Consider the following 14,276-nt stretch of genomic DNA (forward strand, 5'->3'; position numbering starts at 1 on the left):
ATCCTCTTTCCCTATGAAGAAGGGCCTGATATCAGGCCCTTCTGTTTCATCGCAGCATCAGCAGGGGCTGATGGCTTTCTGACAGCATTTCTGTGGTGTGGCTGCCAATAAAGAACCGCCGTAACCGGGAATGCCCATAGGCCCCAATTACCATGAGGTCGATATCATTAGCGTCCGCGTAGCGGCACAGGGCGCCGGTCACGGACTCGTCTTCCAGCAGGCGGGCCTCCGTTGTGATACCAGCTTCCTGAAGAACAGCCTGCGCATCCTGCAGGGCTAAAGTGTCACCGTTGACCATCACAATATAACAGGTAAGGCCGCTTAGTAATGGGCTGATCGTCAGACGCGACAGGTTTTTACGGCTCTCACTGCTGCCGTCATACGCAAACATCACCCGTGCCGGCGGCATGAACGTCTCCGGCACAATCAGCACCGGTTTTTTCTGCAGGCGAATGACGCTCTCCAGATGGCTCCCCACCTGATTTTGCGTACCCCGGCGACCCAGCACCATCAGGCGGACTTCCCCCAGCTCAGCCAGAATATCGTCCAGTGCGCCGTGCTTTTGCAGCAGCTGTACGTCCGTTTGTCCGGCCTGCTTCAGCCGCTCCGCGCAGTCGCGCAGCACGGCTTTGCCCTGCGCCATCAGCAGCCGGCTGCGCTCACCCTCGACGCGGACCAGTTCTTCAGTCAGACGCTCCTGGCTGTCAATACCAATGGCCCCGGTCAGGTCAAACACGGCGGGAGTCTCACTCTTCTCCAGTACGTGCAGCAGTGCCAGCGGCGTACCAAGCTTAGCGGCCGCCCAGGCGGCATACTCACAGACCGGACGGGTTGACGGCGAGCCGTCGACGCAGGCAATAACGGTGTTATTCATGATGCTTTCTCCAGTAAATTAATGGCCGCCCATCAGTTTTTCCACTTCTTCAGGCTTGTCATGAACCCCGAAGCGGTCAACGATGGTGCGGGTCGCGTCATTCATACCCTTAATCTCCACTTCCGTGCCTTCGCGCCGAAACTTGATGACTACTCTGTCCAGCGCACTCACGGAGGTAATATCCCAGAAATGAGCATGCGTCACGTTAATCACCACACGCTCAACGGCTTCACGGAAGTCGAAGTAGCTCATAAAGCGATCGGATGAAGCAAAAAAGACCTGGCCAGCTACAGTGTAGGTACGGGAGTTGTCCTCCAGTTCAGAAGAGATCGCCATAAAGCGGGCTACTTTAGTGGCGAAGTTCAGCGAGGCTATCAGCACGCCGGTGAGTACACCAAACGCTAGGTTATCAGTTGCCACCACTACCACTACGGTTGCCAGCATCACCACACTGGTTGACAGCGGATGGCTGCGCAGGTTGCTGATAGACCGCCAGGAGAAGGTACCGATGGAAACCATAATCATCACCGCGACCAGCGCTGCCATCGGTATTTTGGAGACCCACTCACGCAGGAATACCACCATCAAAAGCAGAACTACGCCGGCGGTCAGTGTTGAAAGTCGTCCGCGTCCACCCGATTTAACATTGATAACTGACTGGCCAATCATTGCGCACCCTGCCATGCCACCAATAAACGAGGTGCAGATGTTGGCCACACCCTGTGCCTTGCATTCGCGGTTCTTGTCGCTTGGCGTGTCGGTCATGTCATCCACGATGGTGGCAGTCATCATCGACTCCAGAAGACCCACAACGGCCAGCCCCGCAGAGTACGGCAGAATAATCATCAGCGTGTCGAGGTTAAGCGGAATATCAGGGATCAGAAACACCGGCAGGCTGTCCGGCAGCTTGCCCATGTCACCCACAGTACGCACGTCCAGGTGAAGCCACATGGAAATGGCGGTCAGCACGATGATGCAGATCAGCGGCGAGGGAATGGTTTTGTTCAGATACGGGAAGAGATAAATGATGCCCAGGCCCGCAGCGGTCAGTGCATAGACGTGCCAGGTAACGTTGGTGAGCTCCGGCAACTGTGCCATAAATATGAGGATGGCCAGCGCGTTGACGAAACCAGTGACCACCGAGCGGGAGACGTAGCGCATCAGGCTACCCAGTTTCAGGTAGCCGGCCGCCAGTTGCAGCACGCCGGTCAGCGCCGAGGCCGCCAGCAGATACTGCAGGCCGTGGTCTTTTACCAGTGTGATCATTAGCAGTGCCATCGCGCCTGTAGCGGACGATATCATTGCCGGGCGGCCACCAAGGAAGGCCATAACCAAGGGAATACAGAACGCAGAGTAGAGCCCAACCTGCGGGTCAACTCCGGCGATGATTGAAAAGGCGATCGCTTCGGGAATAAGCGCGAGCGCGACAACTATACCGGCCAGTACGTCACCACGGACGTTACCCAGCCAGTCCTTACGCGTCGAGGACAGCAACATAGTAATTTCTCAGTTTTAGATACAGTAAGCCCTTGAGGGCAATATTTTTATGTACGGTAGAACACATCCGCAAACGGGATGTTATTGAGTGCGTTCTGAGGCTCGCTCAGTACGACGGAGGAAGGGGAAGCTTAGGGTGGCGTAATACGCATAACGGTTGTCAGATTCTCCAAAGCGAGAGTGTACCTATTGCCTGAACTGTTGCCCGAGGCAAATGAAAGGGGGCAGATCTGAACCAAGATCAGACCAAAGCCGCTCAATACTATAAACTAATGGCAGGCAAGGTCAAATTTTGGGGCAGTACATAAATCCTCAACCCTCGATTCAGGTATTTTTCTTTGAAATGTCTGGCACATAGCAAATTGTAAAGTCGTAGCTACATTTACATTCAGGATGAATGCTGTCCTGCCTTTACCCGAAGTATGGTTTGCCGGGTGGTATTAAATTCCCGGGCAATAGCGCTGATACTGTTCCCTGCGTTAATACGTGCAATCACAGTAAGTTGCTGCTCTTCATTCAGAGCAGAAGGACGACCAAACCGCTTTCCAGCTGCTTTTGCCCTGGCAATACCTGAGTGCGTGCGCTCGAGCAACAGATCCCGCTCAAATTCCGCTACTGCAGAAATAACCTGCATGGTCATCTTCCCCGCGGGGCTGGTCAGATCCACACCGCCAAGAGCCAGGCAGTGAACCCGAATATCTGAAACAGCCAGTTGCTCTACCGTTTTTCTGATGTCCATCGCGTTGCGTCCGAGGCGGTCAAGTTTGGTGACAATAAGCACATCGCCATTTTCCATACGGTCAAGCAGCCTGGCAAATCCTGGCCGTTCACTGGCAGCCACTGAGCCGCTGACATGTTCCTCAATAAGTCGCTGAGGTTTAACAGCGAAACCAGCTGCCTCAATTTCACGACGCTGGTTTTCTGTGGTCTGTTCCAGAGTGGATACCCGGCAGTAAGCAAAAACTCGTGACATAGGAAACTTTCCGTACTCAAAGGGTGTCCGAATTATAGCGCCTGTACGAAATAAAATTCGCTTACTTTCGGACATATTTTCAGACTGGTGTACGAAACCGACCGGTTTCGGTCAGTGCGAATGATAACTTTAATGAACTATGTGCAGGGGAAGCATTTATGCCACGGAGACAAATACTCAGTAGTGAAGAAAAAGAACGCTTGTTGATTGTGCCAGATGATGACGTATTTCTGACGCGCATGTGCTTTCTGAGTGAACATGACCTCGCGCTCATTAATTAACACCGCAGGCCAGCTAACCGTCTGGGCTTTGCAGTTTTACTCTGTTATTTGCGAGGACTAGGGTTTCCTCCCGACAAAAGTATTTCACCTCACGACTGTGTTGTCTTCAGGCTGGCGGCTCATTTGAAAGTCCAGTCTGATTTGTGGGCCGAGTATGCATCAAGAGAGGTCACCCGCTGGGAACATCTGGCTGAACTCTACCGCTACCTGGAATTATCCCCTTTTAACCGGGCGCTGCAAAAAACCTGTATTCGCCACCTTTATCCCCACGCCATGCGGACAGACAGAGGTTTTTTACTTGCGGAGGAAATGCTCTCCTGGCTCCACAATAATAAGGTTATTTTCCCCTCTGTTGAAGTGATCGAACGAACCCTGGCCGAAGCAACAACACTTGCCGACAGGGCGGTTTTTTCTGCGCTTACCGCGCAGCTTGAACCAGGGCATAAAGCGGCACTGGACCGTCTGTTGGTATCTGAGGGTGAGCAACCTTCACGGCTGGCCTGGCTGCTCCAGCCTCCGGGAAAAATTAATGGTAAAAATGTCCTGCAACATATCGACCGGTTAAATGCGATTGAGTCGCTGGCACTCCCTGACGGCATTGCACTTTCCGTTCACCAGAACCGACTCCTGAAACTCGCACGCGAAGGCAGGAAAATGAGTAGCCGGGATCTGGCAAGATTCACGGATGTTCGCCGTTATGCCTCGCTGGTTTGTATCATATCGGAGGCCAGATCCACCCTGACTGACGAAGTTATTGATCTGCACGAGCGTATTCTGAGTAGTCTGTTCAGCAGGGCAAAACGTACTCAGGCCGAGCGGCTCCAGCAAACGGGAAAGCTGATTCAGAGTAAACTGAAGCAATACGTTACCGTCGGACAGGCATTACTTAACGCCAGAGAGTCCGGGGAAGATCCCTGGGCCGCAATAGAAGACGTCCTTCCCTGGCAGGAATTCATCAACAGCGTGGAAGAGACGCGGTTCCTGTCACGTAAGGACAACTTCGACCCGTTGCATCTGATCACAGAAAAATACAGTACGTTGCGTAAATACGCCCCCCGGATGCTGTCCGTGTTGCAGTTCAGGGCTGCACCCGCCGCAATGCAGCTCAGTGACGCATTGGATACCGTCAGAGATATGTATAGAAAACAACTCCGAAAAGTACCGCCTTCCGCGCCAATCGGGTTCATCCCGGAAAGCTGGAGAAAGGTTGTGATCACCCCCACCGGCATTGACCGAAAATATTACGAATTTTGCGTGCTGAATGAACTGAAGGGAGCCTTACGTTCAGGTGACACCTGGGTAAAGGGGTCACGCCGCTACAGGAATTTCGATGATTATCTGATCCCGTCAGACGATTTTGAAAAATCACTCCGGGATAACCAGTTACCCCTTGCTGTTCCGGCCGATTGCCATGAATACATCAAGAGCCGTTTGACGCTTCTTGCATCGCGTCTGGAAGAAGTTAACGCGATGGCGCTGGCCGGTGATTTACCCGATGTTGATATATCGGATAAAGGCGTGAAAATTACCCCGCTGGATAACAGTGTCCCTTCAGCAGCATCCCCTTTTGGCGATCTGGTTTATGGCATGCTCCCTCACCCTAAAAGGGGGCCGCTTGGAAAACGGAATCTATGGTCACTCCCGTTTTTGCAACACCGATTTTGACGACAAGTTGGCTTGCTTGAATCTATCCGGCGTCTGAATGGGATTTTATTCCCGCGCCTTGATGAGTTCCGCGCCTGATGAACCTCCAGAAAATATACGGCTTCAATGAGCCTTTCCGTTTTACAGGTTCCTCAACAGGCCGGTGGGCCGTTAGTATCATCAATATCAGTATTCGCAAAACCAGATCAGTAATTCTTTAAACCGGTGTATTTCTGCCGTTATGCTACATAAGTTTGCTGTCGTGCCGTTAGGGCCCAGGCTATTCTGGCCAGCTTGTTTGCCAGAGCACAAGTGACGACAAAGTTGCTTTTCCGGCACAGTAAATCCCTGACCCAATCGGCCAATTTGCCAGACTGGTGTTCCAGTTTTTGTATGAATACCCTGGCACATTGAACCAACAAAGTTCGGATCTTTTTATTACCTCGCTTACTAATTCCCAGCAATGTCGTCCTACCTCCCGTGCTGTACTGCCGAGGTACAAGCCCTGTTGCCGCCGCAAAGTCACGGCTGCTGGCGTACTGCTTCCCGTCGCCAATCTCAGTTGAAATAGTACTCGCTGTCAGTGTTCCGACGCAGGGAATGCTCAGCAAGCGCTGTCCAACCTCATCTTCGTCCAACTTTCGTTTCAACTGGGATTCCAAATCTTTAATCTGCTCAACAAGATAGTGATAATGCTGTTGTAATTTCAGCAATAACTGGCTGAGGTAAAGAGGCAAACTATTATCCTCAAGAATGGTACTCAGTCGGCTAATAACGGCAGCTCCTCGGGGAACGCTAATGCCAAATTCCAGCAGAAAAGCATGCATTTGATTGGTTGTTTTTACCTTATCCTGAACCAGGGATTCACGGACACGATGCAGAGCCCGCATTGCCTGCTGAGATTCCGTTCTGGGCTGCACAAAACGCATAGACGGACGCGATGCAGCTTCACAAATAGCTTCGGCGTCGACAAAGTCGTTTTTATTGCTTTTAACGAACGGGCGGACAAATTGTGGTGATATCAGCTTTGGGGAATGCCCCAACTCTTCCAACTTGCGTGCCATAAAGTGAGAACCGCCACAGGCTTCCATTGCGATGGTTGTAGCGGGGCATGTCGCCAAAAATTCGATCAACTTTGGCCGGGTAAATTTTTTACGGTAAACAGCCTTCCCGCGACGATCCTGGCAATGAATATGGAAAGAGTTTTTACCCAGATCGATACCAATGAGCGCAATGTTTTCCATGATAGTTCTCCGAATGAAAGCCTGTCCTCAGCATAGTACCGGGAAGGAGGGAGTGACCATCTCATTAAATATCCTACGTTAAGCCTGTTTTTTGAGCTGGCATGGCGGGCAGCTATGAGCGAAGTATAGTCATTCGCCCTATCTCTTTTGTCGCACTTTCAACAAGGGGGTCGCTTGGAAAGCGGAACGAGGTCAGTCTCCGCCCGGACTGCTCAGCTCTTTAAACAGCAAAAGAGAGGCATCTTATGAGAAGGGATTGTTCAGTATGTCAGGGCAGACTGCTTTTTCATCCGCAGGTACTGAGGGTAAATGCTCAATTCCGGTACGATTCTTACTCTATAGCCAGACAGAATTCAGCATTGTGCTGAACCCGAATCTTTTTTTACTCTGACAGGCCTGTTCATCAGAACCCTGAAAAAACAATTTTCCCGTTCACATTTTTATTTTCCATGTCCTCATGAGCCCGGCGAAGTGCTTTAGCATTCAGCCTGCCATACTCTGCCAGCAACGGAGTTTTGAGCTTACCGGAATCCAGCATGCATGAGAGTTTGTTAAGAATATCATGCTGTTTAGACATGTCCGCAGTAGCATGCATGGGGCGGGTAAACATTGCCTCCCAGTGAACAGAAACGCTCTTAAATTTGATCAAACGCAGATCCAGTGGTTCAGGGTCGTCGATGAGTCCGATACGGCCTTGTGGGGCAATAATTTCGGCCATATTTTCCCAGGCAGATGGCGTGGTGTACGTTGAGAAAATCCGGGTAATGGGAGGGAGTCCAGCAAGGCTGGCAACCTGTGGCGCAAGCGCACATGAATGATCCAGGACATAATGCGCACCAAACCCGCGAACCGCTCTGACACTCTCCTGCCGGGAGGCAGTCCCGATGATGTTCACCCGACTCAGAGTGCGGGCAAGCTGTATAGCCATACAAGGGACTCCGCCCGCACCGCCAAGCATCAACAGGGTCTGATCAGCATCTCCGTTCACTGACAACTGCAGACGATCAAATAACATTTCCCAGGCTGTCAGACCGGTCAGAGGAACCGACGCTGCAGCTTCAAAACTTAGTGCTGCCGGCTTTATCCCCGTAATGCGTTCGTCAACCAGCTGAAACTCTGCGTTGGCTCCCTGGCGATCGAGCACACCGGCATAGAAAACGTGGTCACCTGGCCTGAACAGCGTCACCTCTGGTCCGGTTGCTTCAACAACACCGGAAGCGTCGTATCCCATAACTACCGGATTGCCTGCAGAGGGACTGATGTTTCGCCGGCTTTTCAGGTCCCGTGGGTTAACCGCGACCGCCCTGACTCTGATCAAAAGATCACGCCCCTTGGGCATGGATGGGTGGGGAAGCGACAAATCTTCAATAACGGATGTACTTTCCCGGGTTGCCAGAAACCAACGGCTTTCATTCTGTCTCCTTAAAAAGGTCAGTCACCAGATAAATAAATGTAAAAGTGTGCGGAACGCGATACCCGCCAGTGCCCCCGGCAGTGCAAATCGAAAAATACGCGGAAAGCGGGCGCTGGGTAATGCTGTCAACCTGTTGATGACTATTTTAATCTGTAGTCATTCAATCCTTGTAACATCAGGATGATCCTGGTGTCAGTGAAAATACGAAATCAACACGTTGGTATCATTACCCACCTGTGAACTGACGTCGGCATTTTGAATCTCACTTCGGCGTGCCCCCTCCGAATGGCGCAAAACATTTCGTGGTATGGCATGATAGCACCCGAAGAGAGTCAATTCAGGGTGGTAAATGTGAAACCAGTAACGCTATACGATGTCGCAGAGTATGCCGGTGTCTCTTATCAGACCGTTTCCCGCGTGGTGAACCAGGCCAGCCACGTCTCTGCGAAAACGCGGGAAAAGGTGGAAGCGGCGATGGCGCAGCTGAACTACATTCCCAACCGCGTGGCACAACAACTGGCGGGGAAACAGTCGTTGCTGATTGGCGTTGCTACCTCCAGTCTGGCCCTGCACGCGCCGTCGCAAATTGTCGCGGCGATTAAATCTCGCGCCGATCAACTGGGTGCCAGCGTGGTGGTGTCGATGGTAGAACGAAGCGGCGTCGAAGCCTGTAAAGCGGCGGTGCACAATCTTCTCGCGCAACGCGTCAGTGGGCTGATCATTAACTATCCGCTGGATGACCAGGATGCCATTGCTGTGGAAGCTGCCTGCGCTAATGTTCCGGCGTTATTTCTTGATGTCTCTGACCAGACTCCCATCAACAGTATTATTTTCTCCCATGAAGACGGTACGCGACTGGGCGTGGAGCATCTGGTCGCATTGGGTCACCAGCAAATCGCGCTGTTAGCGGGCCCATTAAGTTCTGTCTCGGCGCGTCTGCGTCTGGCGGGCTGGCATAAATATCTCACTCGCAATCAAATTCATCCGATAGCGGAACGGGAAGGCGACTGGAGTGCCATGTCCGGTTTTCAACAAACCATGCAAATGCTAAATGAGGGCATCGTTCCCACTGCGATGCTGGTTGCCAACGATCAGATGGCGCTGGGCGCAATGCGCGCCATTACCGAGTCCGGGTTGCGCGTTGGTGCGGATATCTCGGTAGTGGGATACGACGATACCGAAGACAGCTCGTGTTATATCCCGCCGTTAACCACCATCAAACAGGATTTTCGCCTGCTGGGGCAAACCAGCGTGGACCGCTTGCTGAAACTCTCTCAGGGCCAGGCGGTGAAGAGCAATCAGCTGTTGCCCGTCTCACTGGTGAAAAGAAAAACCACCCTGGCGCCCAATACGCAAACCACCTCTCCCCGCACGTTGGCAGATTCCTTAATGCAGCTGGCACGACAAGTTTCCCGACTTGAAAGCGGGCAGTGAGCGCAACGCAATTAATGTGAGTCAGCTCACTCATTAGGCACCCCAGGCTTTACACTCTATGTGTCCGGCTCGTATGTTATGCGAAAATGTGAGCGGATAACAATTCACGCAGGATACAACTATGACAATGATTACGGATTCACTGGCCGTCGTATTACAACGTCGTGACTGGGAAAACCCTGGCGTTACCCAACTTAATCGCCTTGCGGCACATCCCCCTTTCGCCAGCTGGCGTAATAGCGAAGAGGCTCGCACCGATCGCCCTTCCCAAGAGTCGCGCAGCCTGAATGGTGAATGGCGCTTTGCCTGGTTTCCGGCACCAGAAGCGGTACCAGAAAGCTGGCTGGAGCGCGATCTTCCTGACGCCGATACTGTCATCGTCCCCTCAAACTGGCAGATGCACGGTTACGATGCGCCTATCTACACCAACGTGACCTATCCCATTGCGGTCAATCCGCCGTATGTTCCCACGGAGAATCCGACGGGTTGTTACTCGCTCACATTTAATGTTGATGAAAGCTGGCTACAGGAAGGCCAGACGCGAATTATTTTTGATGGTGTTAACTCGGCGTTTCATTTGTGGTGCAACGGGCGCTGGGTCGGTTACGGACAGGACAGTCGTTTGCCGTCTGAATTTGACCTGAGCGCATTTTTACACGCCGGAGAAAACCGCCTCGCGGTGATGGTGCTGCGCTGGAGTGACGGCAGTTATCTGGAAGATCAGGATATGTGGCGGATGAGCGGCATTTTCCGTGACGTCTCGTTGCTGCATAAACCGAGCACGCAAATCAGCGATTTCCATGTAGCCACTCACTTTAATGATGATTTCAGCCGCGCTGTACTGGAGGCAGACGTTCAGATGTACGGCGAGCTGCGCGATGAGCTGCGGGTGACGGTTTCTTTGTGGCAGGGTGAAACGCAGGTCGCCAGCGGCACCGCGCCTTTCGGCGGTGAAATTATCGATGAGCGTGGTGGTTATGCCGATCACGTCACCCTACGTCTGAACGTCGAAAACCCGAAACTGTGGAGCGCCGAAATCCCGAATCTCTATCGTGCGGTGGTTGAACTGCACACCGCCGACGGCACGCTGATTGAAGCAGAAGCCTGCGATGTCGGTTTCCGCGAGGTGCGGATTGAAAATGGTCTGCTGCTGCTGAACGGCAAGCCGTTGCTGATTCGCGGCGTTAACCGTCACGAGCATCATCCTCTGCATGGTCAGGTCATGGATGAGCAGACGATGGTGCAGGATATCCTGCTGATGAAGCAGAACAACTTTAACGCCGTGCGCTGTTCGCATTATCCGAACCATCCGCTGTGGTACACGCTGTGCGACCACTACGGCCTGTATGTGGTGGATGAAGCCAACATTGAAACCCACGGCATGGTGCCAATGAATCGTCTGACCGATGATCCGCGCTGGCTACCCGCGATGAGCGAACGCGTAACGCGAATGGTGCAGCGCGATCGTAATCACCCGAGTGTGATCATCTGGTCGCTGGGGAATGAATCAGGCCACGGCGCTAATCACGACGCACTCTATCGCTGGATCAAATCTGTCGATCCTTCCCGCCCGGTACAGTATGAAGGCGGCGGAGCCGACACCTTCGCAACCGATATTATTTGCCCGATGTACGCGCGCGTGGATGAAGACCAGCCCTTCCCGGCTGTGCCGAAATGGTCCATCAAAAAATGGCTTTCGTTGCCTGGAGAGACGCGCCCGCTGATCCTTTGCGAATACGCCCACGCGATGGGTAACAGTCTTGGCGGCTTCGCTAAATACTGGCAGGCGTTTCGTCAGTACCCCCGTTTACAGGGCGGCTTCGTCTGGGACTGGGTGGATCAGTCGCTGATTAAATATGATGAAAATGGCAATCCGTGGTCGGCTTACGGCGGTGATTTTGGCGATACGCCGAATGATCGCCAGTTCTGCATGAACGGTCTGGTCTTTGCAGACCGCACGCCGCATCCGGCGCTGACGGAAGCAAAACACCAGCAGCAGTTTTTCCAGTTCAGTTTATCCGGGCGAACCATCGAAGTGACCAGCGAATACCTGTTCCGTCATAGCGATAACGAGCTCCTGCACTGGATGGTGGCGCTGGATGGCAAGCCGCTGGCAAGCGGTGAAGTGCCTCTGGATGTCGCTCCACAAGGTAAACAGTTGATTGAACTGCCTGAACTACCGCAGCCGGAGAGCGCCGGACAACTCTGGCTAACGGTTCACGTAGTGCAACCGAACGCGACCACATGGTCAGCAGCCGGACACATCAGCGCCTGGCAGCAGTGGCGTCTGGCGGAAAACCTCAGCGTGACACTCCCCTCCGCGCCCCACGCCATCCCGCAACTGACCACCAGCGAAACGGATTTTTGCATCGAGCTGGATAATAAGCGTTGGCAATTTAACCGCCAGTCAGGCTTTCTTTCACAGATGTGGATTGGCGATAAAAAACAACTGCTGACGCCGCTGCGCGATCAGTTCACCCGCGCACCGCTGGATAACGACATTGGCGTAAGTGAAGCGACCCGCATTGACCCTAACGCCTGGGTCGAACGCTGGAAGGCGGCGGGCCATTACCAGGCCGAAGCAGCGTTGTTGCAGTGCACGGCAGATACGCTTGCCGACGCGGTGCTGATTACCACGGTCCACGCGTGGCAGCATCAGGGGAAAACCTTATTTATCAGCCGGAAAACCTACCGGATTGATGGAAGTGGTCAAATGGCGATTACCGTTGATGTTGAAGTGGCGAGCAATACGCCACATCCGGCGCGGATTGGCCTGACCTGCCAGCTGGCGCAGGTAGCAGAGCGGGTAAACTGGCTCGGATTAGGGCCGCAAGAAAACTATCCCGACCGCCTTACTGCGGCCTGTTTTGACCGCTGGGATCTGCCATTGTCAGACATGTATACCCCGTACGTCTTCCCGAGCGAAAACGGTCTGCGCTGCGGGACGCGCGAATTGAATTATGGCCCACACCAGTGGCGCGGCGACTTCCAGTTCAACATCAGCCGCTACAGTCAACAGCAACTGATGGAAACCAGCCATCGCCATCTGCTGCACGCGGAAGAAGGCACATGGCTGAATATCGACGGTTTCCATATGGGGATTGGTGGCGACGACTCCTGGAGCCCGTCAGTGTCGGCGGAATTCCACCTTAGCGCCGGTAGCTACCATTACCAGTTGCTCTGGTGTCAAAAATAATAATAACCGGGCAGGCCATGTCTGCCCGTATTTCGCGTAAGGAAATCCATTATGTACTATTTAAAAAACACAAACTTTTGGATGTTCGGTTTATTCTTTTTCTTTTACTTTTTTATCATGGGAGCCTACTTCCCGTTTTTCCCGATTTGGCTACATGACATCAACCATATCAGCAAAAGTGATACGGGTATTATTTTTGCCGCTATTTCTCTGTTCTCGCTATTATTCCAACCGCTGTTTGGTCTGCTTTCTGACAAACTCGGGCTGCGCAAATACCTGCTGTGGATTATTACCGGCATGTTAGTGATGTTTGCGCCGTTCTTTATTTTTATCTTCGGGCCACTGTTACAATACAACATTTTAGTAGGATCGATTGTTGGTGGTATTTATCTAGGCTTTTGTTTTAACGCCGGTGCGCCAGCAGTAGAGGCATTTATCGAGAAAGTCAGCCGTCGCAGTAATTTCGAATATGGTCGCGCGCGGATGTTTGGCTGTGTTGGCTGGGCGCTGTGTGCCTCGATTGTCGGCATCATGTTTACCATCAATAATCAGTTTGTTTTCTGGCTGGGTTCTGGCTGTGCATTCATCCTCGCCGTTTTACTCTTTTTCGCCAAAACGGATGCGCCCTCTTCTGCCACGGTTGCCAATGCGGTAGGTGCCAACCATTCGGCATTTAGCCTTAAGCTGGCGCTGGAACTGTTCAGACAGCCAAAACTGTGGTTTTTGTCACTGTATGTTATTGGCGTTTCCTGCACCTACGATGTTTTTGACCAACAGTTTGCTAATTTCTTTACTTCGTTCTTTGCTACCGGTGAACAGGGTACGCGGGTATTTGGCTACGTAACGACAATGGGCGAATTACTTAACGCCTCGATTATGTTTTTTGCGCCACTGATCATTAATCGCATCGGTGGGAAAAACGCCCTGCTGCTGGCTGGCACTATTATGTCAGTACGTATTATTGGCTCATCGTTCGCTACCTCAGCACTGGAAGTGGTTATTCTGAAAACGCTGCATATGTTTGAAGTACCGTTCCTGCTGGTGGGCTGCTTTAAATATATTACCAGCCAGTTTGAAGTGCGTTTTTCAGCGACGATTTATCTGGTCTGTTTCTGCTTCTTTAAGCAACTGGCGATGATTTTTATGTCTATTCTGGCGGGCAATATGTATGAAAGCATCGGTTTCCAGGGCGCTTACCTGGTGCTGGGTCTGGTGGCGCTGGGCTTCACCTTAATTTCCGTGTTCACGCTTAGCGGCCCCGGCCCACTTTCTCTGCTGCGTCGCCAGGTGAATGAAGTCGCTTAAGAAATTAATGTCGGATACGGCGCGAGCGCCTTATCCGACCAACTTATCAGGACGGAATGTTAAAAATGAACATGTCGATGACAGAAAAAATAAAAGCAGGCAAGCTATTTACCGATATGTGCGAAGGCTTACCTGAAAAAAGACTTCGTGGGAAAACATTAATGTATGAGTTCAATCACTCGCATCCATCAGAAGTTGAAAAAAGGGTAATGACTCCAACTTATTGATAGTGTTTTATGTTCAGATAATGCCCGATGACTTTGTCATGCAGCTCCACCGATTTTGTGAGCGACAGCGACTTCCGTCCCAGCCGTGCCAGGTGCTGCCTCAGATTCAGGTTATGCCGCTCAATTCGCTGCGTATATCGCTTGCTGATTACGTGCAGCTTTCCCTTCAGGCGGGATTCATACAGCG

General features: G+C 52.3%; 8 protein-coding genes and 3 pseudogenes. 5 read left to right on the forward strand and 6 right to left on the reverse strand.

Annotated features, from left to right (window positions below):
• Window positions 1-46: 46 nt before the first annotated feature.
• The 3 genes from ACSIPU_RS29070 to ACSIPU_RS29080 all read right to left on the reverse strand — a co-directional run bounded on the left by ACSIPU_RS29070 (window position 47) and on the right by ACSIPU_RS29080 (window position 3,344).
• Window positions 47-874, reverse strand: a complete 828-nt coding sequence (locus tag ACSIPU_RS29070) for a universal stress protein (protein WP_044067598.1) — start codon at window positions 872-874, stop codon at window positions 47-49.
• A gap of 18 nt (window positions 875-892) precedes the next feature.
• Window positions 893-2,371, reverse strand: a complete 1,479-nt coding sequence (locus ACSIPU_RS29075) for a SulP family inorganic anion transporter (protein WP_077779981.1) — start codon at window positions 2,369-2,371, stop codon at window positions 893-895.
• 388 nt (window positions 2,372-2,759) lie between these two features.
• Complete coding sequence (locus ACSIPU_RS29080) at window positions 2,760-3,344, reverse strand: recombinase family protein (RefSeq protein WP_044067600.1); 585 nt, start codon at window positions 3,342-3,344, stop codon at window positions 2,760-2,762.
• Between the two features lie 158 nt (window positions 3,345-3,502).
• Between ACSIPU_RS29080 and ACSIPU_RS29085 the strand changes: the two are divergent.
• Window positions 3,503-5,230 (forward strand): annotated as a pseudogene (locus ACSIPU_RS29085) (Tn3 family transposase); the annotation flags it as partial.
• Window positions 5,231-5,508: 278 nt separating this feature from the next.
• Here the strand turns inward: ACSIPU_RS29085 and ACSIPU_RS29090 are convergent.
• Both ACSIPU_RS29090 and ACSIPU_RS29095 read right to left on the reverse strand, forming a co-directional pair.
• Window positions 5,509-6,513, reverse strand: a complete 1,005-nt coding sequence (locus tag ACSIPU_RS29090; RefSeq protein ID WP_000427623.1) for an IS110-like element IS4321 family transposase — start codon at window positions 6,511-6,513, stop codon at window positions 5,509-5,511.
• Window positions 6,514-6,916: 403 nt separating this feature from the next.
• Window positions 6,917-7,926 (reverse strand): annotated as a pseudogene (locus tag ACSIPU_RS29095) (zinc-binding alcohol dehydrogenase family protein).
• A 352-nt stretch (window positions 7,927-8,278) separates the two neighbouring features.
• Between ACSIPU_RS29095 and lacI the strand changes: the two are divergent.
• From lacI to ACSIPU_RS29115, 4 genes and pseudogenes are all read left to right on the forward strand, one after another.
• Window positions 8,279-9,361: a DNA-binding transcriptional repressor LacI gene (gene lacI / locus ACSIPU_RS29100; RefSeq protein WP_007851507.1), complete on the forward strand. Its 1,083-nt coding sequence runs from the start codon at window positions 8,279-8,281 to the stop codon at window positions 9,359-9,361.
• A gap of 121 nt (window positions 9,362-9,482) precedes the next feature.
• Window positions 9,483-12,557: a beta-galactosidase gene (gene lacZ / locus ACSIPU_RS29105; protein WP_007894989.1), complete on the forward strand. Its 3,075-nt coding sequence runs from the start codon at window positions 9,483-9,485 to the stop codon at window positions 12,555-12,557.
• Between the two features lie 51 nt (window positions 12,558-12,608).
• Complete coding sequence (gene lacY / locus ACSIPU_RS29110; protein WP_003846917.1) at window positions 12,609-13,862, forward strand: lactose permease; 1,254 nt, start codon at window positions 12,609-12,611, stop codon at window positions 13,860-13,862.
• Window positions 13,863-13,927: 65 nt separating this feature from the next.
• A pseudogene (locus tag ACSIPU_RS29115) lies at window positions 13,928-14,068 on the forward strand (maltose acetyltransferase domain-containing protein); the annotation flags it as partial.
• 14 nt (window positions 14,069-14,082) lie between these two features.
• On the opposite strand, the gene ACSIPU_RS29120 reads toward ACSIPU_RS29115, so the two are convergent.
• The coding region (locus ACSIPU_RS29120) for an IS1 family transposase (RefSeq protein WP_218586902.1) at window positions 14,083-14,276 on the reverse strand (194 nt) is incomplete at its 5' end.

The organism is Klebsiella sp. HN106, assembly GCF_051209435.1.
Taxonomy (GTDB): domain Bacteria; phylum Pseudomonadota; class Gammaproteobacteria; order Enterobacterales; family Enterobacteriaceae; genus Klebsiella; species Klebsiella oxytoca.

Excerpts from the sequence above, each read along its gene's own strand:
- ACSIPU_RS29070 (WP_044067598.1), bottom strand. The coding sequence starts at position 874 with ATGAATAACACCGTTATTGCCTGCGTCGACGGCTCGCCGTCAACCCGT.
- ACSIPU_RS29075 (WP_077779981.1), bottom strand. The coding sequence starts at position 2,371 with ATGTTGCTGTCCTCGACGCGTAAGGACTGGCTGGGTAACGTCCGTGGT.
- ACSIPU_RS29080 (WP_044067600.1), bottom strand. The coding sequence starts at position 3,344 with ATGTCACGAGTTTTTGCTTACTGCCGGGTATCCACTCTGGAACAGACC.
- ACSIPU_RS29090 (WP_000427623.1), bottom strand. The coding sequence starts at position 6,513 with ATGGAAAACATTGCGCTCATTGGTATCGATCTGGGTAAAAACTCTTTC.
- lacZ (WP_007894989.1), top strand. The coding sequence starts at position 9,483 with ATGACAATGATTACGGATTCACTGGCCGTCGTATTACAACGTCGTGAC.
- lacY (WP_003846917.1), top strand. The coding sequence starts at position 12,609 with ATGTACTATTTAAAAAACACAAACTTTTGGATGTTCGGTTTATTCTTT.